The organism is Pseudomonas boreofloridensis (assembly GCF_030580795.1).
Classification (GTDB): domain Bacteria; phylum Pseudomonadota; class Gammaproteobacteria; order Pseudomonadales; family Pseudomonadaceae; genus Aquipseudomonas; species Aquipseudomonas boreofloridensis.
Window position 1 is genome coordinate 25,819 of sequence record NZ_JAUQOQ010000017.1, and the last position, 24,290, is coordinate 50,108.

The 24,290-nt window shown below is 64.0% G+C and carries 20 protein-coding genes and 2 pseudogenes; 7 read left to right on the forward strand and 15 right to left on the reverse strand.

Going from position 1 to position 24,290, the window contains the following annotated elements; genetic code table 11:
• Nucleotides 1-35: 35 nt before the first annotated feature.
• From Q6A47_RS23090 to ypfJ, 3 genes and pseudogenes are all read right to left on the reverse strand, one after another.
• Nucleotides 36-777: pseudogene (locus Q6A47_RS23090) on the reverse strand (methyl-accepting chemotaxis protein); the annotation flags it as partial.
• A gap of 39 nt (nt 778-816) precedes the next feature.
• A pseudogene (locus Q6A47_RS23095) lies at nt 817-1,833 on the reverse strand (methyl-accepting chemotaxis protein); the annotation flags it as partial.
• A gap of 183 nt (nt 1,834-2,016) precedes the next feature.
• Nucleotides 2,017-2,904 carry a KPN_02809 family neutral zinc metallopeptidase gene (gene ypfJ / locus Q6A47_RS18395; RefSeq protein ID WP_029613107.1) on the reverse strand — a complete coding sequence of 296 codons (888 nt, stop codon included), beginning with the start codon at nt 2,902-2,904 and terminating at the stop codon, nt 2,017-2,019.
• 199 nt (nt 2,905-3,103) lie between these two features.
• Here ypfJ and pcaH point away from each other — a divergent pair, with 199 nt between their 5' ends.
• Both pcaH and pcaG read left to right on the forward strand, forming a co-directional pair.
• Nucleotides 3,104-3,823 (forward strand): protocatechuate 3,4-dioxygenase subunit beta, encoded by a 720-nt coding sequence (pcaH, locus tag Q6A47_RS18400; protein ID WP_304485029.1) that lies wholly within the window; start codon nt 3,104-3,106, stop codon nt 3,821-3,823.
• An 11-nt stretch (nt 3,824-3,834) separates the two neighbouring features.
• Nucleotides 3,835-4,440, forward strand: coding sequence for a protocatechuate 3,4-dioxygenase subunit alpha (gene pcaG, locus Q6A47_RS18405; RefSeq protein WP_029613105.1), 606 nt, complete (start codon nt 3,835-3,837; stop codon nt 4,438-4,440).
• A 40-nt stretch (nt 4,441-4,480) separates the two neighbouring features.
• Here pcaG and Q6A47_RS18410 read toward each other — a convergent pair whose 3' ends face one another.
• From Q6A47_RS18410 to Q6A47_RS18450, 9 genes are all read right to left on the reverse strand, one after another.
• Nucleotides 4,481-4,873, reverse strand: a complete 393-nt coding sequence (locus Q6A47_RS18410; protein WP_369811559.1) for a cupin domain-containing protein — start codon at nt 4,871-4,873, stop codon at nt 4,481-4,483.
• A 145-nt stretch (nt 4,874-5,018) separates the two neighbouring features.
• Nucleotides 5,019-5,927 carry a LysR family transcriptional regulator gene (locus Q6A47_RS18415; protein ID WP_304485030.1) on the reverse strand — a complete coding sequence of 303 codons (909 nt, stop codon included), beginning with the start codon at nt 5,925-5,927 and terminating at the stop codon, nt 5,019-5,021.
• 172 nt (nt 5,928-6,099) lie between these two features.
• The gene (locus Q6A47_RS18420; RefSeq protein WP_304485031.1) at nt 6,100-6,537 is read right to left on the reverse strand and encodes a cupin domain-containing protein; all 438 of its coding nucleotides are present in this window, start codon (nt 6,535-6,537) and stop codon (nt 6,100-6,102) included.
• A 264-nt stretch (nt 6,538-6,801) separates the two neighbouring features.
• Nucleotides 6,802-7,887: a tRNA (uridine(54)-C5)-methyltransferase TrmA gene (gene trmA / locus Q6A47_RS18425; protein ID WP_304485032.1), complete on the reverse strand. Its 1,086-nt coding sequence runs from the start codon at nt 7,885-7,887 to the stop codon at nt 6,802-6,804.
• Entirely contained in the window at nt 7,884-9,179 is a 1,296-nt protein-coding gene (locus tag Q6A47_RS18430; RefSeq protein ID WP_039575089.1) for an NCS2 family permease, read from the reverse strand. The genes trmA and Q6A47_RS18430 overlap by 4 nt, the downstream gene beginning before the upstream one ends.
• Before the next feature lie 183 nt (nt 9,180-9,362).
• Nucleotides 9,363-10,586, reverse strand: coding sequence for an MFS transporter (locus tag Q6A47_RS18435; protein ID WP_304485033.1), 1,224 nt, complete (start codon nt 10,584-10,586; stop codon nt 9,363-9,365).
• A 119-nt stretch (nt 10,587-10,705) separates the two neighbouring features.
• Entirely contained in the window at nt 10,706-13,516 is a 2,811-nt protein-coding gene (locus tag Q6A47_RS18440; RefSeq protein ID WP_304485034.1) for an FAD-binding and (Fe-S)-binding domain-containing protein, read from the reverse strand.
• A gap of 72 nt (nt 13,517-13,588) precedes the next feature.
• Nucleotides 13,589-14,734 carry an FMN-dependent L-lactate dehydrogenase LldD gene (gene lldD, locus Q6A47_RS18445; RefSeq protein WP_295486059.1) on the reverse strand — a complete coding sequence of 382 codons (1,146 nt, stop codon included), beginning with the start codon at nt 14,732-14,734 and terminating at the stop codon, nt 13,589-13,591.
• A 61-nt stretch (nt 14,735-14,795) separates the two neighbouring features.
• Nucleotides 14,796-16,466 carry a lactate permease LctP family transporter gene (locus tag Q6A47_RS18450; RefSeq protein ID WP_304485035.1) on the reverse strand — a complete coding sequence of 557 codons (1,671 nt, stop codon included), beginning with the start codon at nt 16,464-16,466 and terminating at the stop codon, nt 14,796-14,798.
• 247 nt (nt 16,467-16,713) lie between these two features.
• Here Q6A47_RS18450 and Q6A47_RS18455 point away from each other — a divergent pair, with 247 nt between their 5' ends.
• Entirely contained in the window at nt 16,714-17,481 is a 768-nt protein-coding gene (locus tag Q6A47_RS18455; protein ID WP_029613100.1) for an FCD domain-containing protein, read from the forward strand.
• Between the two features lie 62 nt (nt 17,482-17,543).
• Here Q6A47_RS18455 and smpB read toward each other — a convergent pair whose 3' ends face one another.
• Nucleotides 17,544-18,026, reverse strand: a complete 483-nt coding sequence (smpB, locus tag Q6A47_RS18460) for an SsrA-binding protein SmpB (protein ID WP_029613099.1) — start codon at nt 18,024-18,026, stop codon at nt 17,544-17,546.
• Between the two features lie 160 nt (nt 18,027-18,186).
• Between smpB and Q6A47_RS18465 the strand changes: the two genes are divergently transcribed.
• Nucleotides 18,187-18,621 (forward strand): type II toxin-antitoxin system RatA family toxin, encoded by a 435-nt coding sequence (locus tag Q6A47_RS18465; protein WP_029613098.1) that lies wholly within the window; start codon nt 18,187-18,189, stop codon nt 18,619-18,621.
• Between the two features lie 76 nt (nt 18,622-18,697).
• Here the strand turns inward: Q6A47_RS18465 and Q6A47_RS18470 are convergent, their stop codons facing one another.
• Complete coding sequence (locus tag Q6A47_RS18470; protein WP_029613097.1) at nt 18,698-19,222, reverse strand: outer membrane protein assembly factor BamE; 525 nt, start codon at nt 19,220-19,222, stop codon at nt 18,698-18,700.
• A 97-nt stretch (nt 19,223-19,319) separates the two neighbouring features.
• Between Q6A47_RS18470 and fur the strand changes: the two genes are divergently transcribed.
• The gene (gene fur, locus Q6A47_RS18475) at nt 19,320-19,724 is read left to right on the forward strand and encodes a ferric iron uptake transcriptional regulator (protein ID WP_028695114.1); all 405 of its coding nucleotides are present in this window, start codon (nt 19,320-19,322) and stop codon (nt 19,722-19,724) included.
• Nucleotides 19,725-19,806: 82 nt separating this feature from the next.
• On the opposite strand, the gene recN is transcribed toward fur, so the two are convergent.
• Nucleotides 19,807-21,480, reverse strand: a complete 1,674-nt coding sequence (gene recN / locus Q6A47_RS18480; RefSeq protein WP_304485036.1) for a DNA repair protein RecN — start codon at nt 21,478-21,480, stop codon at nt 19,807-19,809.
• 161 nt (nt 21,481-21,641) lie between these two features.
• On the opposite strand from recN, the gene grpE reads away from it, so the two are divergent.
• Together grpE and dnaK are read left to right on the forward strand one after the other, a co-directional pair.
• Nucleotides 21,642-22,214, forward strand: coding sequence for a nucleotide exchange factor GrpE (gene grpE / locus Q6A47_RS18485; RefSeq protein WP_280790895.1), 573 nt, complete (start codon nt 21,642-21,644; stop codon nt 22,212-22,214).
• Nucleotides 22,215-22,316: 102 nt separating this feature from the next.
• Complete coding sequence (gene dnaK / locus Q6A47_RS18490) at nt 22,317-24,242, forward strand: molecular chaperone DnaK (RefSeq protein ID WP_039575114.1); 1,926 nt, start codon at nt 22,317-22,319, stop codon at nt 24,240-24,242.
• The last annotated feature ends 48 nt before the right edge of the window (nt 24,243-24,290 follow it).

Here is a 24,290-nt window from a genome sequence, read left to right on the forward strand (position 1 = left end):
GGCGGCGGTTTGTTCCGACACGTCGCGCACGTTGAGGATGCTGCGGCTGATCTCCTCAGCCACTGCACTTTGCTGTTCGGCCGCTGCGGCGATCTGCTGGTTCATCGACTGGATGCTCGACACCGTGCTGGTGATGCTCGCCAGTGAATCGCCCGCTTTGCGCGCCAGGTCCACGCTGCTGTCGGTCAAGGTCTGGCTGCCGAGCATGGCGTTGGCCACCTGCTGGGTGCCGTTCTGCAAGCTGGCGATGAGTTCTTCGATTTCCTCGGTGGACTTCTGCGTGCGCTGGGCCAGGCCGCGCACCTCATCGGCGACCACCGCGAAACCGCGTCCGGCTTCGCCGGCTCGGGCCGCTTCGATGGCGGCATTGAGGGCCAGCAGGTTGGTCTGCTCGGCCACCGACTTGATCACGTCCATGACGCTGCCGATCTTCTGGCTTTCCTGTTGCAGCAGGTTCATCGCGTCAGTGGAGCGGTGCACTTCGCTGGCCAGGCGTTCGATCTGGCTGATCGCTTCGCCCACCACCTTGTCGCCAGCACGGGCCTGGTCATCGGCCTGGGTCGCGGCATGCGAGGCCTGCTCGGCGTTGCGCGCCACCTCCTGCACCGTGGCCGCCATTTCATGCATGGCAGTGGCCACCTGGTCGGTTTCGACCTTCTGGCTGTTGGCGCCGGCGCTGGTCTGTTCGGTCACGGCCGACAGTTCTTCAGCCGCGCTGGCGATCTGGGTCACACCATCGCGAATGCCGCCGATCAGCTCGCGCAAGGTCGTGCCCATGCGTGCGATGCCTTGTTGCAGCACGCCGAGTTCGTCGCGGCGGGTGACCTGCAGGTTCTGCGTCAAGTCGCCGCCGGCAATGCGCTCTACCACCTCGAGGGTTTCACGCAGAGGACGGGTGATCTGACGGGTGATGATCACGGCAGCCAGCACGCCGAACAGCAGGGCCAGCAAGGTGGCGCCGATCTGCAGGGTACGGGCATCGCCGCTTTCGATGTCGCGGCGCTCGAGCTGGATCTTGTACAGCTCATCGCTGACCTTGACGATGTCGGCGCCTTGCACGGTCATTTCCTGGCGGGCCACGGCGATCTGCGCGGTGGCATCGCGCAGTTGGCGAACGGCTTCGCCATAACCGCGCACGGCGGTCTCGAACGGCTGGATGCCAGCGGTATCGCCTGTCAGTTGGCGCTTGAGGCCGTCGATTTCGCCGAGGGTCTGCTCGAGTTGAGTCAGCATCGCTTGCTCGGTCGCTGCGCTGGAAGCGGCGATGTAATCGCGCATGGTCAGTCGCAACTGCGTGAGTTGCTGACGCGCCTTGCTGATCGCCAGGTACTGCTGCAAACGGCTGGCGTCGCTTTCGTCGCGACTGAGCACGGTCTGGCTCAGGGCCTCGATCGCCTGCACGGCACTGGCCGCGTTCTGGTCGAGAGTCTGCCGGGCCGCGACGGTGACCTTGTAGCCAGCGCGCATCTTGTCGAGCGAGACGCGATAGTCGGCGATGGTCTTGCCCAGCTCGCGCAGCAGCTTGACGTTCTCAGGGCTCTTGAAGGTGTTTTCCAGGCGCTGCTGCTGGGCGGTGAAGGTGTCGAGCTTGGCCAGGGTGGTGGCGGCAGCGGCATCGTCGCCATTGGCGATCATGTACTGCAGGCGCGCCACGCGCAGGTTGGTGAGGTCGATGTTGAGCCGGGTGATGTCGCTCATCCAGTTGCTGCGGTTGATCATGCTGCCCAGGCTGCTCCAACTGGCCAGGGCCAGCAGGCCGGTCAACAACAGGACCAGGCCGAAGCCCAGTCCGAGTTTGAGATTCACGCTCTTATCGGCAAACCATCTGTTCATGCACGCTCTCCAGAAAATGTGTGTTGCAAGAATTCACGTCGCTGGGCGTTGTTGTTTTAGAGGGCCAGCTTTGGATCCAGGGGTTATCGGCAGCAAGCGCTGTCGCTGAAACGTTTTTCAGCGGAAAAATGCCCCATTGGTCGTATTGCGATCTGGAGAAGCGAAGAAACGCCCCGAAGGGCGTTACAGATTACGGGTATTGAAGGTGTCGCAGCGGTTCAGGTCGCCGCTGCCGAAGCCGGTCTTGAACCAGCGCACGCGTTGCGCCGAGGTGCCGTGGGTGAAGGAGTCCGGGACCACGCGGCCCTGGCCCTGCTGCTGCAGGCGGTCGTCGCCGATGGCATTGGCGGCGTTCAGGGCTTCTTCCACGTCACCGGGTTCCAGCCAGTTCAGGCGCTTCTGTGCCTGATAGGCCCAGACACCGGCCAGGCAGTCGGCCTGCAACTCCTGACGTACCAGCAGACCGTTGTCACCTTCCATACGCTGGCCGCTGCGACGGGCGGCATCGACCTTGGCCGAGACGCCGAGCAAGGTCTGCACATGGTGGCCGATCTCGTGGGCGATCACGTAGGCCTGGGCGAAGTCGCCAGCGGCGGCGAAGCGGGTTTCCATTTCGCGGAAGAACGACATGTCCAGGTACACGCGCTGGTCGGCTGGGCAGTAGAACGGCCCGACCGCCGAAGACGCGAAGCCGCACGCCGAATTGACCTGACCGCTGAACAGCACCAGTTTGGGATCGCGGTACTGCTTGCCGGCCTGGGCGAACAGGGCTTTCCAGGTGTCTTCGGTGTCACCGAGGATCGAGGCGACGAACTGCGCCTGTTCGTCGTTGGCCGGCGGCGCTTTGCTGGCCGTGGTGCCTGGTGCGGCCTGCTGTTGCTGCTGCATCTGGCCGGAGAGCTGGCCGAGCAACTGCAACGGGTCCTGGCCGGTCAGCCAGCCGATGCCGACGATCAACAGCACCGCGCCAAGGCCCAGGCCTTTGCCGCCCCCGAAGCGCATACCGCCGCCCCCGCCTGAGCCGCGTGCGTCGACCACGTTGTCGCTGCGTCGGCCTTTTCGCCAGTCCATAGAGTGTCTCCGCTGTAAGGGGCAGTGCATGCAGGATAGTCCTGCGCTTGAGAGCCGGTCAGCTACCGGAAAGTTGCATAACCGTATGGTTATGTCTGCCCAGCAAGTTTTCAATAGGCCGGGTGCGCCGCCTACCGGACACTGTGCGTCCGCCTGCCACGCACAGGCGGCCCGCACAATTCCAAGAGAGGACACCGGCATGCCTGCCCAGGATAACCGCCGCTTCGCGATCCGTGATCGCAACTGGCACCCCAAGGCCTTGACCCCAGACTACAAGACCTCCATTGCCCGCTCGCCACGCCAGGCGCTGGTGAGCATTCCCCAGTCGATGAGCGAAACCACAGGCCCGGACTTTTCCCACCTGCGGTTCGGCGAGCATGACCATGACCTGCTGCTGAACTTCAACAACGGCGGCTTGCCCATCGGCGAGCGGATCATCGTTGCCGGCCGTGTGGTCGACCAGTACGGCAAGCCGGTGGCCAACACCCTGGTGGAAATGTGGCAGGCCAACGCCGGTGGCCGCTACCGACACAAGAATGACCGCTACCTGGCGCCGCTGGACCCGAACTTCGGCGGCGTCGGTCGGTGCCTGACCGACCGCGATGGCTACTACAGCTTCCGCACCATCAAGCCGGGTCCGTACCCTTGGCGTAACGGGCCGAACGACTGGCGTCCGGCGCACATCCATTTCTCCATCAGCGGCCCGGCGATCGCCACCAAGCTGATCACCCAGCTGTACTTCGAAGGCGACCCGTTGATCCCGATGTGCCCGATCGTCAAGTCGATCGCCAATCCACAAGCGGTGCAGAGCCTGATCGCGCGCCTGGACATGAGCCAGGCCAATCCGATGGATTGCCTGGCCTACCGCTTCGACATCGTGCTGCGTGGCCAGCGCCAGACCCACTTCGAGAACCGCTGAGGAGCGCCGTCATGCCTATCGAACTGCTGCCGGAAACCCCTTCGCAGACCGCCGGCCCCTATGTGCACATCGGCCTGGCCCTGGAAGCGGCGGGCAACCCCACCCGTGATCAGGAAATCTGGAGCCGACTCGCCCGCCCTGAGGCGCCTGGCGAGCATATTCTGCTGCTCGGCCACGTCTACGACGGCAATGGTCACCTGGTGCGCGACTCCTTCCTCGAGGTGTGGCAGGCCGATGCCAACGGCCAATATCAGGATCAATTCAACCTGGAAAATGCCTTCAACAGTTTCGGTCGTACCGCCACCACCTTCGATGCGGGCGAGTGGACGCTGCACACGGTGAAGCCGGGGGTTGTGAACAACGCTGCCGGGGTGCCCATGGCGCCGCACATCAACATCAGCCTGTTCGCCCGGGGCATCAACATCCACTTGCACACGCGGCTGTACTTCGATGACGAAGCCGAGGCCAACGCGCAGTGCCCGGTGCTCAACCTGATCGAGCAGCCGCAGCGCCGGGAAACCCTGATCGCCAAGCGCTGCGAAGTGGACGGCAAGACCGCCTACCGGTTCGACATGCGTATTCAGGGGGAAGGGGAGACGGTGTTCTTCGACTTCTGACGGGATGGGGCGGCAGCGTAAGGCCGCCCCGACGGCCTGGTCAGCCTTTGACCGGCTTCAGGTCGAAGGCATCGGCCTGGTACTGGAACAGTAGGCAGTCAGCCTCGGCGGTGCAGCCACTTTCGTGAACCAGGTCGGCCGGCAGTTTGTAGTAAGCACCTGCCGGGTACTCGACGCGTTTGCCGTCGATCACCGCGTAGAAGGTGCCGGCCAGTACCACTGTCGGCAGCACCTGAGTGTGCTGGTGCAGGCCGTTGTCCACACCTTTCTTGAACTTCACGTAGGCCGAATAAGGCCCTTTGCCGAAGAGGTCGCCCTCGACGTTGGCGTAGCTGACGGCGCCTTGGGTGTTCGGTACGTCCTGCCATTTCAGCGCAGCGCTGTTCGGCACCGAAATCAAGGTGTCATCGCCGGCGTGGGCGGTGAGTGCCATAGCGCCCACGGTCAGACCTGCCAAGAGTTTAGTCAGGGTATTCATACAGAGGCTCCTTCGCCTGTTCAGTGAGGAGGCGAAGGTTAGTCAGGGTGTCGATGTCCAGATACGGGCAAAACGTGCCAGCGCCTGTACAGTTTCTGCACTAATCGCAACCCCAGCGCGTTGTCGCGTAGTACTGCTGCGCGTAATCGATCAGCGCGCGGACCTTCGGCGCCAGATAACGACTGTGCGGATACACCGCATACAGGTTTCGTCCCGGCAGATGCCAGTCGCTCAGTACTGGCACCAGTCGCCCGTCGCGCAACGCGTCGTCGACGATGAAACGGTCGAAGCTGGCGATACCCAGTCCGCCGATGGCTGCTGCACGTAGGGCCATCGGTGAATTGGCGCTCAGGCGCCTGGGCATCAGCACGTCGCGGTGGCTGCCATCGGCAGCGCTGAGCGTCAGGCGCTGGGGTTGCTGCAGGCGGCTGTAACCGAGCAGCGGATGGGTGCTCAAGGCTTCTGGCGTGCTGGGAGAGCCCTGCCGTTCGAGGTAGCCCGGTGCAGCCACCAGCAGTACCGGGCTGGGGGTCAGCAGCCGGGCGATCAGGCTCGAGTCGGGCAGGTGATCGGTGATGCGTAGGCAGACATCGACCTCCTCTTCCAGCAGATCGACGAAGCGATCGGTGCAGTTCAGCTCCACGTGCAGGTGCGGATACTGCTCGACGAAGTCAGGCAACCAGCGGCCCAGCTCCAGATCGCCGAACGCCGAGCCCACGCTCAGGCGCAAGGTGCCGGTGGGTTGCAGTTGGTGCTCGGACAGCTCCAGCGTCATGGCCTGCACCTGGTCGAGGATCAGTACGCAGTGACGGTAGAACAGCAGGCCTGCTTCGGTCGGATGCAGCCGGCGCGTGGTGCGCGTGAGCAGTTGCGTGCCGAGGGCGCGTTCCAGGTTCTTCACCTGGCGCGACAGCACGGTGTGGGAGACGCCGGCCTGGCTGGCGGCGGCGCTGAAACTGCCGAGGTCGACGACCCGGCGGAAGGTGTGCATGGCGCTCAACTGGTCCATGGGCCAGCGTGTTCCTCGCGGTAGTGACCGGGTAACGGTGAGAGCCAGGCCGGCGCGGTTGTCGCGCCGTCTGGGGTGAGCGCTCATCCTGCATCCGAGCGACGCTTCGTGCCATAGGCAGACGGCTACGCGCGCGCCCGGTATTGGCGCCGGTCTTGCTTCGCGCCTCGCTTCAGGGCTTGGCGCCAATCAGGTCGAACGCGTCGCTCTGGTACTGGAACAGCAGGCAGTCGGCGGCCGCTGTGCAGCCGCTTTCGTGGACCAGGCGCGCGGGCAGCCGATAGAACGCCCCGGCCGGATACTCGGTTCGCTTACCGTCGATCACGGCGTAGAACGTCCCGCTGAGGACCACCGTGGGCAGGGTCTGACTGTGCAGGTGAAGACCGTTGTCGGTGCCTTTGCGAAAGCGGACATAGGCCAGGTAATCGCCGCGGCCGAAAATGTCGCCTTCGACATTGGCATAGGTGACCGCCCCCTGGGTGCCTGGCACCTCTTGCCAGGTGAGCTTGGCGCTGTCGGGGACCGATATCAGTGGCGGGCCGGACTCGCGGGCGCAGCCGGCCAGTGTGGCGACGATGGCGATTGCCAGGGGGAACGTGAACGTGCGCATGATGTGCTTCCTCGACCGATGGAATGGACATGCAGCCAGCAACCGCAGACATCGGACGAACCACAGGTACACCTCACGTCAGCGCGTTGAAGCGCGCGGCATGAGGTGCTGACAACCCCTCGCCCCAAGGGTAGGCGTGCAGGCAATACGGTATAGGAGACGGCGCACGCGCGCTGCTGGCAAAAATGTCAGGTGCCAGGTGTCCAGCCCTGCGCCAGCACAGCCAGGAAGGGACGAGCCTCTCGTAGCCGCGCTGGCGGAGTGTCAGCGCCGGACCAGCAGCACCCCGCTTTCCATGTGATGGGTGTAGGGGAACTGGTCGAACAGCGCGCAACGTTCGATACGGTGGGTGTCCTGCAACTGGGCGATGTTCTGCGCCAGGGTCTCGGGGTTGCAGGAAATGTACAGGATACGCTCGAAGCGTCGGGTCAGCTCGCAGGTGTCCGGGTCCATACCGGCGCGCGGCGGATCGACGAAGACGGTGCCGAAGGCATAGCTTTTCAGGTCGATGCCTTCCAGACGCCGGAACGGGCGGACTTCGTTCAGCGCCTGGGTCAGTTCCTCGGCCGACAGGCGCACCAGGCGCACGTTGTCGATGCCGTTCTCGTCGAGGTTGTGCAGGGCGGCATTGACCGAGGTCTTGCTGATTTCGGTGGCCAGCACCTGGCGTGCGCGGGTGGCCAGCGGCAGGGTGAAGTTGCCGTTGCCGCAGTACAGTTCCAGCAGGTCGTCGTCGCGTCGGCCCATGGCTTCGCAGGCCCAGGCCAGCATCTTCTGGTTCACCGCGCCGTTGGGCTGGGTGAAGGCGCCTTCGGGTTGGCGATAGGTGAAGGTTCGCCCGCCGATGTCGAGTTGCTCCAGCGCATAGTCGCGGCCGATCACCACGCGCTTGCCCTTTGAGCGGCCGATCACGCTGACCTCAAGGTCGGCGGCCAACTGTTGCGCGGCGGCTTCCCAGGCGGCGTCCAGCGGGCGGTGATAGCACAGCGTGACCATCGCGTCGCCCGCCAGGGTGGTGAGGAACTCCACTTGGAACAGGCGGTTGCTCAGGTCTTCGTTGCCCTGCCAGGCGGCTTTTAACTGCGGCATCAGCACATTGATGCGCTGGCTGGCGATGGGGAAGTCGTCGATGAGGATCGCCTTGTGCTTCTCGCCCGGCGCGAACATGGCGTAGTGGCGCTGGCCCTCCTCGCGCCACAGGCGGAACTCGGCGCGCAGGCGATAGTGCTCGCGCGGCGACTCGAACACCGATGGAGCCGGCGCATCGAACGGTGCCAGCAACTCGTTCAGGCGCTCGACCTTGGCTTGCAGTTGCGTGGCGTATTGCGAAGGGTCGAAGGCAGCACTCATGCGTTGAACCAGCCCAGCTTGATGACGAACAGGATGGACAGGATCACCAACGCCGGGTTCAGGTCGTGGCGACGACCGGAAATCAGCTTGATGGCGGTCCAGGCGATGAAGCCAAAGGCGATGCCGTTGGCGATCGAGTAGGTCAGTGGCATGGCCAGGGCCGTGACTACGACCGGTGCCGCTTCAGTGACGTCGTCCCAGTTGATTTCGGCCAGGCCCGAAGCCATCAGCACGGCAACGAACAGCAATGCCGGTGCGGTGGCGAAGGCCGGCACGCTGCCGGCCAGCGGTGCGAAGAACAGCGCCAGCAGGAACAGCACGGCGACCACGATGGCGGTCAGGCCGGTACGCCCGCCGGCACTGACGCCGGCCGCCGACTCGATGTAGCTGGTGGTGGTCGAGGTGCCCAGCAGGGAACCGGCCATGGCGGCGGTGCTGTCGGCAATCAGTGCCCGGCCCATCTTCGGCATGTGGCCGTCCTTGCCCATCAACCCGGCGCGCTTGGCCACGCCGATGAGGGTGCCGGAGTTGTCGAACAGGTCGACGAACAGGAACGCGAAGATCACGCTGATCAGGCCAACGTCCAGCGCGCCCTTGATGTCCAGTTGCAGGAAGGTCGGTGCGAGTGAGGGCGGCAGCGAGACGATGCCGGCGAACGGGCTGGCGCCGATCAGGATCGACACCACGGTCACGGCGAGGATGCCGATCAGCACCGCCCCGCGGACCTTCAACGCCTCCAGGGCGACGATCAGGAAGAAACCGAGGGTGGCAAGGATGGGGGCGGGGTTGCGCAAGTCGCCCAGGCCCACCAGGGTCGCCGGGTTATCGACGACGATGCCGGCGTTGTGCAAGGCGATCAGCGCCAGGAACAGACCGATGCCCGCCGCGATGGCCGACCGCAGTGGCAGCGGGATACTGTTCACGATCCATTCGCGAATGCGGAAGATCGACAGCAGGAAGAACAGCACCGCCGAGAGGAACACCGCGCCCAGTGCCACCTGCCAGGTGTGACCCATGTGCAGGACCACCGTGTAGGTGAAGAAGGCATTCAGGCCCATGCCTGGCGCCAGGGCGATCGGGTAGTTGGCGATCAGGCCCATGGTCACCGAGCCGATGGCTGCGGCCAGGCAGGTGGCGACGAAGATCGCGCCCTTGTCCATGCCGGTCTCGCCCAGGATGCTCGGGTTGACGAACAGGATGTAGGCCATGGCCAGGAAGGTGGTGACGCCCGCAAGGATCTCGGTGCGCACGTTGGTATTGTGTGCCTTGAGTTGAAACAGCCTTTCCAGCATGCCTGCTCCCATGACGCCGCAGCGCCGTGAATGTGTTGGACCTCAACAGCAAAGCACAGACCGTACCGGGTGCCGTGGATTTGTGCGGGGTGCAAAAAAGCCGCGCATCATACCAGCATGGTGGGCGGGGGCCTATGGCTGTTGCGGGTGGCCGCTGCGCGGTGTGAAGTGGCTTGGCCAGGGCTACTCGGGATTGTGCATCCGGTCGCGGTTGGCCAGAGTCGGGAACAGCTTTATCCACACCCCGGTGACCAGCAGCGTGCCCACGCCACCGAGCACCACGGCCGGCACTGTGCCAAACCAGTGCGCAGTGACGCCGGATTCAAATTCTCCGAGCTGATTCGAGGCACCGATGAACAGCCCGTTCACCGCACTGACCCGCCCGCGCATGTCGTCCGGCGTTTCCAACTGCACGAAGGCACTGCGGATGACCATGCTGATCATGTCCGCCGCGCCGAGCACCACCAGCACCGCCAGGGAGAACCAGAACGAGGTCGACAGGCCGAAGGCGATGGTCGCCACGCCGAACACGCCCACGGCGGTGAACATGGTTCGACCGACTTTGCGCTCGACCGGGAAGCGCGCCAGCCACAACGACATCAACAGCGCCCCCACCGCCGGCGCCGAGCGCAGCAGGCCCAGGCCCCACGGGCCGGTGAGCAGAATGTCGCGGGCGAACACCGGCAGCAATGCCGTGGCGCCGCCCAGCAACACGGCGAACAGGTCCAGCGAGATGGCGCCGAGGATGTCGGGGCGGCTGCGGATGAAGTGGATGCCGGCCAGCAGCGACTGCACGCTGGCTCGGCCGCGCTGCGGCGTCTGCTGGCGGGCCTGGAGGCTGAGCGTGAGTGCGCAGGCGATGGCGTACAGCGCAACGGTCGGGCCATACACCCAGACGCTGCCCAAGGCGTAGAGCAGCCCGCCGAGCGCCGGGGCGACGATGGTCGCTGCCTGGGTGGCGGAGGCCGAAGCGGCGACGGCACGCGGGAACAGCCCTGCGGGCACCACGTTCGGCAGCAGGGCCTGGGTGGCGGGCATCTCGAAGGCGCGGGTGGCGCCGAGCAGGAACGCCAGCAGGAAGATCAGTTCGCGGCTGACGTTGTCGGTGGCACTGCCCAGCGCCAGGGCGAGGGCGATCAGCCCCTGCAGGCTTTGGCACAGCGCCGCCACCTTGCGCCGGTCGTAGCGGTCGGCCACATGCCCGGTGTGCAGCATGAACAGCACGCGCGGGGCGAACTCCACCAGGCCGACCAGGCCCAGGTCCAGCACATTGCCTGTGAGCTGATAGAGGTGCCAGCCGATGGCCACGGTGAGCATCTGGAAGCCGCTGGCAGTGAACACCCGGGCGAGCCAGAAGGCGATGAAAGGACGGTGGTGACGCAGCAGCAGCGGTGCGGACTCTGACATCGGAGGTCAACGGCGGCCAAGGAGGAGGGCTGCAGAGTAGCATCTAGTTGTAACAAATGGTTGCGAGCAGGCCGCTCTGTGGCGACCGCCCCCATCAGGAGGCGGCGCCGTGTTCAGGCTCAGAGGCTGCGCGCCCGCGTCACCCGGTCCACCAGATACACCAGCCCGTGATAGTCGATACCACTGTGGGTCGATAACCCGATCTCACAGGTCCGACTGGTGGAGATCCCTTCGCTGCACTGCTGCACCGCACCCTTGAGCGTGCGCAGTGCATGGGCATTGAGCTGCGGTGTGGTGAAGCCTTTGTCGCCGGCGAAACCGCAGCAGTGAATGCCCTCGGGTATCACGACCTGTTTGCTGCAGCGACGCGCCAGGTCGATGAGCGCCTGGCTCTCGCCCAGGTGCTGGGTGCTGCAGGTGACATGCACGGCCACCGGTTCATCCTGTGGGGTGAACTCCAGCTTGTCGAGCAGGTGGGTACGGATGAAGCGCACGGGGTCGTACAGGTCGAGGCGGCAGTTGCCCAGATCCTGCACCAGGCGAAGGGTGCAGGGGCTGGTGTCGCAGTAGATCGGGTCGAGCCCGCCGCGACTGGCCTGCAGCAGCGCAGCGATCAGTTCCTGGCGCTTGTGCTCGGCTTGTTCGGCATAGCCCTTGGAGGCGAACGGCTGCCCGCAGCACAGGCTGTCGGCGTGCTCGGGGAAGATCACCTGATAACCGGCTTTTTCCAGCAGTGCACGGGTCTTGTCCAGCAACGAGCGCTGCTCGCCGTCGGTGTACGCCGGGCCCATCACCCGCGACACGCAAGCGGCCAGGTAGACGACCCGGGGGCGTGCGTCCTGGCTGACCGGGATCACGCTGATCGGCGCGAGCGGTTGCGGCATGGCCGCTGTCCACTGCGGCAGGCGACCCCGGCTGGCCCTGCGCAAGCCGCTGCTCAAACTCTCCAGGCGCGGCGCGCCCAGCAGCTTGCGTGCACCGTTGGCCACGGCCAGGGTCAGGCGCGCACCGCGCAGCACGGTATGGAAATGTTCGGCGAGCCAATCGGCCCGTTGGAGGTGGCTCGCCGCCTGGCCGCGCAGCTTCTTCACCAACTCGCCGGTATTGATGCCCACCGGGCAACGCTGGGCGCACAGCCCGGTGGCGGCGCAGGTGTCGAGGCCCTGGTACTGGTAGGTCTGCAGCAGCTCGCGGGTGTCGATGCCGGCGCGGCGCTTGGCCTGGATGTCGCGCCACATGACGATACGCTGGCGCGGACTCAGGGTCAGTCCGCGTGACGGACACACCGGCTCGCAGAAACCGCACTCGATGCACTTGTCGACGATCTCGTCGGCGGCCGGTAGCGGCTTGAGGTGTTTCAGGTGAATGTCCGGGTCGTCGCTGAGCACCACGTCCGGGTTGAGGATGCCATTGGGATCGAGCAGCCGTTTGAGCTGCCACATCAATTGGTAGGCGTCCTGGCCCCACTCCAGTTCGACGAAGGGTGCCATGTTGCGTCCGGTGCCATGTTCGGCCTTGAGCGAACCACCGAACTCCACCGCCACCAACTGCGCCACATCGTCCATGAACGCTTGATAGCGCGTCACTTCCTCGGCGCTGTTGAAGCCCTGGGTGAAGACGAAATGCAGGTTGCCTTCCAGGGCGTGGCCGAAAATGATCGCCTCGTCGTAGCGGTGCTTGTCGAACAACTGCAGCAGTCGGTTGACGCCTTCGGCGAGCAGTTCCACCGGGAAGGTCACGTCCTCGATGATCACCGTGGTGCCGGTCTGGCGCACGGCGCCGACCGCCGGGAAGGTGTCCTTGCGGATCTTCCACAACAGGTTGTAGACGGCAGGGTCTTCGCTGAAATCGACCTGCTGTTCCAGGGCGAAATCGGCGATGGAGGCCATCACTTGGTTCAGTTGTTCGTGCAACAGGCTTTGGCTGGCCGCGCGCGACTCGATCAGCAGGGCACAGGCGTGGTCCGACAATCCCCGGACCCAGTCCGGCATGCCTGGCATTTGCTGAACCGAGCGCAGGCTGCGGCGGTCGAGCAGTTCCACGGCGGACACCGGCTGCTGCTTGAGCACGGTGACCGCGCGACAGCAGCTCTCGACGCTGGGAAACACCAGCAGCGCACTGGCCTTGTGCGGGTGGTCGGGCACGGTGTGGTAGGTGACGGCGCTGATGAAACCCAACGTGCCTTCGGAGCCGACCAGCAGGTGCTGCAGGATGTCCAGCGGCGCGTCGTAGTCCACCAGTGCATTGAGCGACAGGCCGGTGGTGTTCTTCAGTCGGTACTTGTGCCGGATGCGCTCGGCCAGGGGCAGGTTGGCGCGGGTCTCGCGGCCCAGGCGCGCCAACGCGTCCAGCAGGTCGGCGTGGCTGCGTTCGAAGGCGGCCACACTGGCCGGGTCCTCGCTGTCCAGGCAGGTGCCGTCGGCCAGCACCAGGCGCAGGCCGGCCAGGGTGTGATAGGTGTTCTGCGCGGTGCCGCAGCACATGCCGCTGGCGTTGTTGGCGACGATACCGCCGATTTTGCAGGCGTTGATCGACGCCGGGTCCGGGCCGATCTTGCGCCCATAGGGTGCCAACCAGGTATTGGCCTGGGCGCCGATCACGCCCGGTTGCAGACGAATCTGTTCGCCCTGATTGCGGATCTCGCGGCCATTCCAGCGCTCGCCCAGCACGATCAGCACCGAATCGCTCAGGGCCTGGCCGGACAAACTGGTGCCGGCGGCGCGGAAGGTGACCGGCACGCGCTCGCGCTGGGCCAGGCGCAGCAGGCCGATCACCTCGTCCTCGGATTCCACGCGCACCACCAGCTTGGGAATCAAGCGGTAGAAGCTGGCGTCGGTACCAAAAGCCAGGGTCGAGGTAGGGTCGTCGAACCGGCGTTCGGCGGGGATCAGGCGCTCGGCATCGCGCAGGAACGCAGCGGGCAGACTCATGCAATCTCCTCACGGGGCCGGCGCGTCTGGTGCGCGGCGTGCCCCGGGCTATCAGGCTTGGTTACGCAGGGCTCAGGCGCCCAGTTCGCGGACCAGCGAGTCGCGGGTGATCTCGCCGATCGTCTTGGTGCCGGTCAACACCATGGCCACGCGCATTTCCTTCTCGAACAATTCCAGCAGGTTCTTCACTCCGGCCTGGCCATGCACGGCCAAGGCCCAGAGGAACGCGCGACCGATCAGCACGGTGTCGGCGCCCAGGGCGATCATGCGCACCACGTCCAGGCCGCTGCGAATGCCAGAGTCGGCGAGGATCTTCAGATCGCCTTTGACCGCGTCGGCAATCGCCGGCAGGGCGCGGGCGCTGGAGAGCACGCCGTCGAGTTGGCGACCGCCGTGGTTGGAAACGACGATGCCGTCGGCACCGAAACGCACGGCATCGCGGGCATCGTCGGCGTCGAGGATGCCTTTGATGATCATCGGGCCGTCCCAGAATTCGCGGATCCACTCCAGGTCCTTCCAGGAGATCGACGGGTCAAAGTTGGCGGCCAGCCAGCCGATGTAGTCGGCCAGGCCCGTCGGGTTGCCGCGGTAGGCGGAGATGTTGCCCAAGTCGTGCGGACGGCCCATGACGCCCACATCCCAGGCCCATTGCGGATGGGTCATGGCCTGCAGCATGCGGCGCAGCGGGCCGTTCCTGCCGCTCATGCCGGAGTGGGCGTCGCGGTAGCGGGCGCCCGGGGTGGGCATGTCGACGGTGAACACCAGGGTGCGCACGCCAGCGGCCTTGGCCCGCTCCAGCGCATTGCGCATGAAGCCACGGTCCTTGAGCACGTAGAGCTGGAACCACATCGGTCGGTCGATGGCCGGCGCCACTTCCTCGATCGGGCAGACCGACACGGTGGACATCGTGAACGGGATGCCGTGCTCGGCCGCCGCGCGCGCCGCCTGTACCTCGCCCCGGCGGGCGTACATGCCGGTGAGACCGACCGGCGCCAGGGCCACCGGCATGCTCAAGGTCTCGCCGAACAGCTCGGTCTTGAGGCTCAGCTCGGACATGTTCTTTAGTACGCGTTGGCGCAGGGCGATGCTGGCCAGGTCCGAGACGTTGTGGCGCAGGGTGTGCTCGGCGTAGGCGCCACCGTCGGCGTAGTGGAACAGGAAGGGGGGCAGCTTGCGCTGGGCTGCGGCGCGGTAGTCGGTGGAGGCGGAAATGATCATGGAATCTCGCAGCGTGGGTTGAAGGAGATGCCGGACGCCTGGGCGCCCGGCCCCTTTCACTTTAGTGAGTAACCAGCATGCCGGTCAGCCAATAGGCCTGAATCAAGGTGATCAGGCCGACGATCGTGGCGAAGAACAGGCTGTGCTTTAAGGTGAAGCGGAACAGATCCGACTCTTTGCCCACCAGCCCGGTGGCGGCGCAAGCCACGGCGATCGACTGCGGCGAGATCATCTTGCCGGTCACGCCGCCGCTGGTGTTGGCGGCGACCAGCAGGGTGTCGCTGACGCCGATCTGGTGCGCCGTAGTGGCTTGCAAGGAGCTGAACAGGGCGTTGGAGGAGGTGTCGGAGCCGGTCAGGAACACGCCCAGCCAGCCGAGGAACGGCGAGAAGAACGGGAATGCCGCCCCGGTGCCGGCCAGTACCAGGGCCATGGTCGAGGACATGCCCGAGTAGTTGGTGACAAAGGCAAAGGCCAGCACCATGCCGATCGACAGAATCGGCCAGCGCAGTTCCCAGACGGTTTCCTTGAAAGTGGTCAGACCAGTTTTGACGTTGATCTTCAGCACGGCCATGGCGATCAGTGCCGAGAGAAAGATCGCCGTCCCGGTGGCCGAGATCGGGTCGAACTTGAAAACCGCCGGCATGGCCAGGGGAGCGGTGACGATCGGCGCGGTCTTGATCACCAGTTGATCCAGGTGCGGGATGGCAAAATTGAACACGAAGTTGTACATCGCTCCGCCAGGCCCGAAAGCAGCCTTGAAGGGCTTGAGGGTCCAGATGGTCACGAGCACGGTCAGGATCAGGAAAGGCGACCAGGCTTTGAAGATCTCGCCGAAGCTATAGGGCGATGGCTGGCCGCCGACGCCTGCGACAACCGCTGCGCCTGTGCTGCCCTGGGTCTGGGTGAGCGCGCGCTTGGGCTGCCAGACCTTCAGGAACAGGGTCAGGGCGATCAGGCTGGCCAGGGCCGAGGTGATGTCAGGCAGTTCCGGGCCGATGAAGTTGGAGGTGAAGTATTGGGTGACGGCAAAGCTCAGGCCGGCGACCAATGCCGCTGGCCAGGTTTCTTTCACGCCGCGCAGGCCGTCCATCATGAACACCAGCCAGAACGGCACGAACAGCGACAGCAGCGGCAGTTGGCGGCCGGTCATGGCGCCAATGTGGAAGGCGTCGATGCCAGTCACCTGGCCGGCGACGATGATCGGGATGCCCAGCGCACCGAAGGCCACTGGCGCGGTATTGGCGATCAGGCACAGGCCAGCGGCGTACAGCGGATTGAAGCCCAGGCCCACCAGCAGTGCGGCAGTGATGGCCACCGGGGCACCGAAGCCTGCGGCACCTTCGAGGAATGCGCCGAAGCAGAAGCCGATCAGCAGCACTTGCAGGCGCTGGTCGTCGGTGATCGACAGCACCGAGCTGCGGATCACTTCGAACTGGCCGCTCTTGACCGTCAGTTTGTACAAGAACACGGCTGCGACGATGATCCAGGCGATGGGCCACAGGCCGTAGAGGAAGCCGTAGCCGGCCGCGGCGAGGGCCATGTCGGCGGGCATGTGGAAGGCGAAGATCGCCACCAGGATCGACAAGCCAAGGGTGATGCTGCCCGCCACATGCCCCTTGAGTCGGAACACGGCCAAGGCCAGGAAGAAGAATACGATGGGGATGACTGCCGCCAGTGCGGACAGGCCGAGACTCCCGAGTGGGGCGTAGAGTTGTTGCCAGGTTTGCATATGGGGTAACCCCTAATTGTTGTTGGTCAGCGCTGGCATTGGATAATTGGTAAGACCAATTTTCAATGGCTGGTGGCTAGGTTAAAAGCCCGGTCAGGGGTGTGTCAATTTGTCCCAAGCAGAACTTTGGTCGCAGGCCGATGAGCGGAGCATCCATTGGGCACGGCCGGTGGTGTGGCTGAACGCTCGGCAGAGGCGCACAATGGGCGCCCCGCGATCAATAGCGGGGTCAGTGGAGAGGCAGGTGATGGTGTTTGATCAGGTGCGCCAGCGGCGCTTGTCCGACGATATCGTCGACCGGTTGGAAGCGATGATTCTCGAGGGCACCCTGAGCGCTGGGCAGCGCCTGCCCGCTGAGCGCGCGTTGGCCGAGCAATTCGGCGTCTCGCGACCGTCGCTTCGCGAGGCGATCCAGAAGCTGGTGGCCAAGGGATTGCTGATAAGCCGTCAGGGCGGCGGCAACTATGTCGCCGAGTCGCTGGGCTCGACCTTCAGCGATCCGCTGCTGCTGTTGCTCGAAGACAATCCCGAGGCCCAGCGCGACCTGCTGGAGTTTCGTCACACCTTGGAAGCGTCATGCGCCTACTACGCTGCCCAGCGTGCCACCGAACCTGATCGGGCGCGGCTCAAGGCCGCGTTCGATACGCTTCAGGACTGCTATGCCCGCGCCGATGAGGTCAGCCGCGCAGAAGAGGGGGCGGCCGATGCGCGCTTTCACCTGGCGATCGCCGAGGCCAGCCATAACGCGGTGCTGCTGCACACCATCCGTGGGCTGTTCGATTTGCTCAAGCGCAATGTGGTGACCAATATCGGCGGCATGTACCAGCAGCGGCCGGAAACGCGCGACATGCTGATCGCGCAGCATCGCGAGCTGTACCAGGCGATCGTCGAGGGGCGCGCGCAAGAGGCGCGTGAGGTGTCGAGTCGACACATCATCTATGTGCAGGAAGTGCTCGAGGAGGCACGTCAGGAAGCCCAGCGTGTGGCACGGGCGCAGCGGCGCAGCGGGCGGTGAAGTTGTGCTGGCGAGCCCACTGCCACGGTTGACGTGGTAGCGGGGTCGCCCGACACGGGGCGTTATTCTTCCTTGCCCTTGTTGCGCACCGCGCGCTGCAGCTCGCGATTGGAGTCGCGTTCGCGCAGGGTGTCGCGCTTGTCGAACTCCTTCTTGCCCTTGCCGAGTGCGATCTCGCACTTGATCAGGTGCTTGCTCCAGTACAGCGCCAAGGCCACGCAGGTGTAACCCTTTTGCGCCACGGCCGCTTCCACGCGCTCAAGCTCGCGCTTGTTCAGCAGCAGCTTGCGCGTACGGATGGGGTCGGCGACGACGTGGGTGCTGGCGGCGGTCAGCGGGGCAATGTGGCTGCCGAACAGCCAGGCTTCGCCATCCTTGAGCAGCACGTAGCTGTCGGTCAGGTGCGCTTTGCCGGCCCGCAGGCTTTTTACTTCCCAACCGGACAGGACCAGTCCGGCCTCGAACTTGTGTTCGATGAAGTAATCGTGTCGCGCTTTCTTGTTCTGCGCGATGGTCCCGGTCGGATGTTTCTTTTGCTTAGCCATAGGGGCGGCATTATAGGCAGTCGCCATGGCCTCTGGCTATGGGGTTCGGTGTGCTTGAGCCGACAGGATGAATCCCGGACAATGCCGGAATAGTTCCCTTGAACGGAAACGTCCCGAAGCGCCGCGAGGTGCTGCCGCCCAGCTTGGAAGTGATGCCTGGATGACTACCCATATTCAACGCTCCGCCCTGCTGCCATACCCTGCCCAGGCGCTCTATGACCTGGTCAACGACGTGGCCAGTTACCCTGAGTTTCTCCCCTGGTGCTCGGATTCGACGGTGATCGAGTCGAGCGATACGCACATGCGTGCCAGGCTGGAGGTGGCCAAAGGCGGCATGAGTCAGCAATTCGTCACGCGCAATGTGCTGGTGCCTGGGCAGTCCATCGAGATGACGCTGGAGGAAGGGCCGTTCACGCAGTTGCACGGGGTATGGGTCTTCAAGGCGCTGGGTGAGAAGGCGTGCAAGATCAGTCTGGACTTGTCGTTCGATTATGCCGGGCCGTTGGTTCGCGCCACACTTGGGCCATTGTTCAATCAGGCGGCCAACACCCTGGTCGATGCCTTCTGCCAGCGCGCCAAGGAGTTGCATGGCTGAGCGGTCATGGACGCTCATCGCTGCAACGGCCAACAAAAAGCCCGGACATGTCCGGGCTTTTTCATGAGCGCTGCCTTTACTGGGGCGAGGTCTCGAGCGGCGCGGGTGTCGGCACCGGCGTGGTTTCGATGGTATCGATTTCGCGCTGGATCGACTCTTCGGCCGAACCGGGCTTGGCAGGCGTCTCAGGCTGGCCGGACGGCTGCTTGGCCGGGCTGACCGTGGTATCGCCGCTTCCACCCAGGATTTCCTGGTCGCGGCTGACGCCTGGCATGAAGTCGCCGGACAGGCTCACGAGTTGGTCGCCTTCATTGAAGAACACGCTCATGCGTTCCTGCTGACGCTTACCGCCGCCTGGCTGAATGCTATAGAGGTAATCCCAGCGATTGGTATTGAAGGGGTCCTGCAGGAGCGGGTTGCCCATGATAAACCTTACCTGCCGTCGGGTCATTCCCGGACGCAATTGGTCTATCATGTCCTGCGTGACGACATTGCCCTGCTGGATGTCGATTTTGTAAACCCCGGGAAACGAGCAACCGGCGAGTGCGAGCAGTCCCACGAGGGTGAGGCTGGTTAGCAAGAGCTTGGTGTTGTTTTGCATCGGTGGGCGACTTCCACTATCTTGGCTGGACAACGTAAACCCCGATCATACCCGTATTAAGAGAAGCTGCGAAGCAGCATCGGCGAGAAAGCTGACCATGGTTGAAAATAGCGAATTGCGCAAAGCCGGTCTCAAGGTGACACTGCCTCGAGTAAAGATCCTTCAAATGCTCGATTCTGCCGAGCAGCGTCACATGAGTGCCGAGGACGTCTACAAGGCGCTGATGGAAGCAGGTGAGGACGTCGGTCTGGCGACCGTCTACCGTGTACTGACCCAATTCGAAGCAGCGGGTCTGGTGGTTCGCCATAACTTCGATGGCGGCCACGCGGTGTTCGAGTTGGCCGACGGAGGTCACCACGACCATATGGTCAATGTGGAGACCAGCGAAGTGATCGAATTCATGGATGCTGAAATCGAGCGTCGCCAAAGGGAGATCGTGGCCGAGCACGGTTACGAGTTGGTGGACCACAACCTGGTCCTTTATGTGCGCAAGAAGAAGTAACGATTTCTGATCGTGACTGACGACAAAGGCGACCCTTGGGTCGCCTTTGTGTTTTCTGAGTGTCTTGTGGAGGCGTGAGGCGTCAGGCTTTGCCGCTGACCACCATCTTGCGGGCGTGGGCCAGCGACTCCTTGGTCAGGTCGATGCCGCCGAGCATGCGCGCCACTTCCTCGACGCGCTCGCGTTTGCCCAGGTTGGTCACTGCCGTGTGAGTGGTCTCGCTGTTGCGCACCTTGTGCACGAACAGATGGTGATGACCTTGAGCAGCCACCTGGGGCAGGTGGGTCACGGTCAGTACCTGGCCACGCTCGCCCAGCCGGCGCAACAACTGGCCGACGATCTCGGCGGTCGGTCCGCCAATACCCACGTCCACCTCGTCGAACACCAGCGTCGGAATGCGCGAGGTCTGCGCGGTGATGACTTGGATCGCCAGGCTGATGCGCGACAGTTCGCCCCCCGACGCCACCTTGGCCAAGGCCTTGAGTGGTTGGCCAGGGTTGGCGCTGACCAGCAGTTCGACCTGCTCCAGTCCATGCGGTGACAGCTCGTTGCCTTCCAGTGGCGTCAATTCGATGCAGAAGCGTCCGCCAGGCATGCCCAGGCGCTGGATTTCCTGTTCCACCGCCAAGGCCAACTGCGCCGCAGCCTGTCGGCGCAATCCGCTGAGCTCGCTGGCCTTCTCTTTATAGTGCTGGGCATAGGCCGCCAGCTCGTCGCCCAGGCGTTCGACGGATTCGTCGCTGGCGTTGAGACCTTCGAGTTCGTCCATCAAGCGCTGCTGCAACTGTGGCAGCTCGGACGGATGAACACGGTGCTTGCGTGCCAGGGTGTAGAGCGTGTCGAGGCGTTCCTCCAGGGCTTGCAGGCGCATCGGGTCGGCGTCGAAGTGGTCGAGGAAGCGATTGAGTTCGCCGACCGCTTCCTCGACCTGGATCTGTGCGCTGGCGATCAGGTTCACCGCTTCGCCCAGCGCCTTGGGCGCATCGCTGACGGCGGAAAGGCGATTGAGGCTGCTGGTCAGGGCGCTGAGCACATTGCCGGAGTCGCTTTCGCTGCACTGGTCGATCACCTGGCGGCAGATGCCGAACAGCGCTTCGGCATTGGTCAGGTTCTTGTGCTCCTGCTCCAGTTGTTCGAGTTCGTTTTCGCCCAAGCCCAGGTTTTCCAGCTCTTCGAGCTGGTAACTCAGCAATTGGTGTCGCGCACGTTGCTCATCGCTGGAGTTGGACAGGCGCTCCAGTTCCAGTCGGGTCTGGCGCCAGCGCTGGGCGGCCAATTGCACTTGGCGCGCCAGGTCGACGGCGCCAGCGTACTCGTCGACCAGCCGCCGATGGGTGTCGGTCTTGAGCAGCGACTGGTGCTCGTGCTGGCTGTGGATATCGATGAGCAGCTCGCCGAGCGCCTTGAGGTCGCCGAGCGGGCAGGGTGTGCCATTGATATAGCCGCGGCTGCGGCCCTCGGCAGTGATGACTCGGCGCAGGATGCACGGCCCGTCGTGGTCGAGGTCGCGCTCGGTGAGCCAGGTCCGCGCTTCGGGAATGTCCGCCAGATCGAAGGTGGCGAGGAGGTCGGCCTTGTCGGCGCCCGGGCGGACCACGCCGCTGTCAGCGCGGTCGCCCAGGGCCAGGCCCAGCGCATCGAGCATGATCGACTTGCCGGCGCCGGTCTCGCCGGTGATGACCGACATGCCGCGGGCAAGCTCGAGATCCAGGTGTTCGACGATGGCGTAGTTGTGTATGGACAGATGCACCAGCATGAGGGCCGCTCCCGAGGGTCATGTCTGGTTATTTATACAGTAGTTTTTTCCAGCCTGCCAAGCGCCGTTCGGCGACAGGGATTATCACCCAGCCCTTGAAGCTGATTTTTCCGACCCCATATACACGCCACACACGGCAGGCATGGCCTGTACACCGGAAAATGCGGAGGAGAGCCCCGATGGCTGACGAACAGCTGGATGAACAAAACCTTAATGCCGAAGAAGTCGGTTCCGAGGACCTCGGTGCCCGCGTTCAGGTGCTCGAGGAGCAGCTGGCCGCCGCCAAGGATCAATCGCTGCGCGTTGCCGCAGACCTGCAGAACATTCGTCGGCGTGCCGAGCAGGATGTCGAGAAGGCCCACAAGTTCGCCCTGGAAAAATTCGCCGGCGACCTGCTGCCGGTGATCGATAGCCTGGAGCGCGGCCTCGAGCTGTCCAGCGCCGAGGACGAAGCCATCAAGCCGATGCGCGAAGGGATCGAGCTGACCCTGAAGATGTTCCAGGACACCCTCAAGCGCTACAACCTCGAGCCAGTCGATCCGCACGGCGAACCGTTCAATGCCGAGCACCACCAGGCCATGGCCATGCAGGAAAGCGCCGAGGTCGAGCCGAACAGCGTGCTCAAGGTGTTCCAGAAAGGCTATCTGCTCAACGGTCGCCTGCTGCGCCCCGCCATGGTGGTGGTCAGCAAGGCGCCAGCAGCGCCTCAACCGTCGATCGATGAAAAGGCTTGAAATCCGTCGGGGCATCCCCATCTAGGTGTCAAGCCTTCAAGTATTTCCGCAGTTGGCCAATAGCAGTCGCTGCTACCTCATTCAAGTTTCGGGAGAGTTAACATGGGCAAGATCATCGGTATCGACCTGGGGACCACCAACTCGTGCGTCTCCATTCTGGAAAACGGTAACGTCAAGGTCATCGAGAACGTCGAAGGTGCGCGTACTACCCCTTCGATCGTGGCCTACGCCAACGATGGCGAAATCCTGGTCGGTCAGTCGGCCAAGCGTCAGGCCGTCACCAACCCGCACAATACCCTGTTCGCTGTTAAGCGTCTGATTGGTCGTCGTTTCGAAGAAGACGTCGTGCAGAAAGACATCAAGTTGGTGCCTTACAAGATCGTCAAGGCCGGCAACGGTGACGCGTGGGTCGAGGCTGCTGGCAAGGAAATGGCTCCGCCGCAGATCAGCGCCGAAGTCCTGAAAAAGATGAAGAAGACCGCCGAAGACTACCTCGGCGAGCCGGTCACCGAAGCGGTCATCACCGTTCCGGCCTACTTCAACGACAGCCAGCGTCAGGCCACCAAGGACGCCGGTCGCATCGCCGGCCTGGACGTCAAGCGCATCATCAACGAGCCGACCGCCGCTGCACTGGCCTACGGCATGGACAAGGCCAAGGGCGACCACACCGTGATCGTTTATGACCTGGGTGGTGGTACGTTCGACGTGTCGGTCATCGAAATCGCCGAAGTCGATGGCGAGCACCAGTTCGAAGTACTGGCCACCAATGGTGACACCTTCCTCGGTGGCGAAGACTTCGACATGCGCCTGATCGACTACCTCGTCGATGAGTTCAAGAAAGAGTCCGGCATGGACTTGAAGAACGATCCGCTGGCGCTGCAGCGTCTGAAGGAAGCCGCTGAGAAAGCCAAGATCGAGCTGTCCTCGGCCCAGTCCACCGACGTCAACCTGCCGTACATCACTGCCGATGCAACCGGTCCGAAGCACTTGAACGTGAAGATCTCCCGCGCCAAGCTGGAATCGCTGGTCGAAGACCTGGTCAAGCGCACCATCGAGCCTTGCCGCATCGCGCTGAAAGATGCCGGTATCGACGCCAGCAAGATCGACGACGTGATCCTGGTCGGTGGCCAGACCCGTATGCCGATGGTGCAGAAAGCCGTTGCCGACTTCTTCGGCAAGGAAGCGCGCAAGGACGTCAACCCGGACGAGGCTGTCGCCATGGGCGCCGCCATTCAGGGCGCGGTTCTGGCCGGTGACGTCAAGGACGTGCTGCTGCTGGACGTCAGCCCGCTGACCCTGGGTATCGAAACCATGGGCGGCGTGATGACGCCGCTGATCGAGAAGAACACCACCATCCCGACCAAGAAGTCGCAGGTGTTCTCGACCGCCGACGACAACCAGGCTGCGGTGACCATCCATGTGCTGCAGGGCGAGCGCAAGCAAGCCACGCAGAACAAGTCGCTGGGCAAGTTCGATCTGGCCGACATCCCGCCAGCGCCGCGTGGCATGCCACAGATCGAAGTGACCTTCGACATCGACGCCAACGGCATCTTGCACGTCAGCGCGAAGGACAAGGCTACTGGCAAGTCGCAGTCGATCGTGATCAAGGCCAACTCCGGTCTGTCGGACGAGGAAATCGAGCGCATGGTGCGTGATGCCGAGGCCAACGCCGAGGAAGACCGCAAGTTCGAAGAGCTGGCCGCTGCCCGTAACCAGGGCGACGCACTGGTTCACTCGACCCGCAAGATGGTGGCCGACGCAGGCGACAAGGTCACTGCCGACGAGAAGGCGGCGATCGAAGCAGCCGTTGTCGCGCTCGAAGCTGCGGTGAAGGGTGATGACAAGGCGGCCATCGACGCCAAGGTCGAGGAGCTGTCCAAGGTGTCCGCGCCAGTCGCTCAGAAGATGTATGCCGAGCAGCAGGGCGAACAGCCTCAGGGCGGCGCCCAGCAGGCGGAACCTGAAGCCAAGCACGACGACGTGGTCGACGCCGAGTTCGAAGAAGTGAAAGATCACAACAAGCAGTAATTTCTGCATGTTGTCGGCCGGTTCAGCGGCATTGGTCGCTGAGCTGGT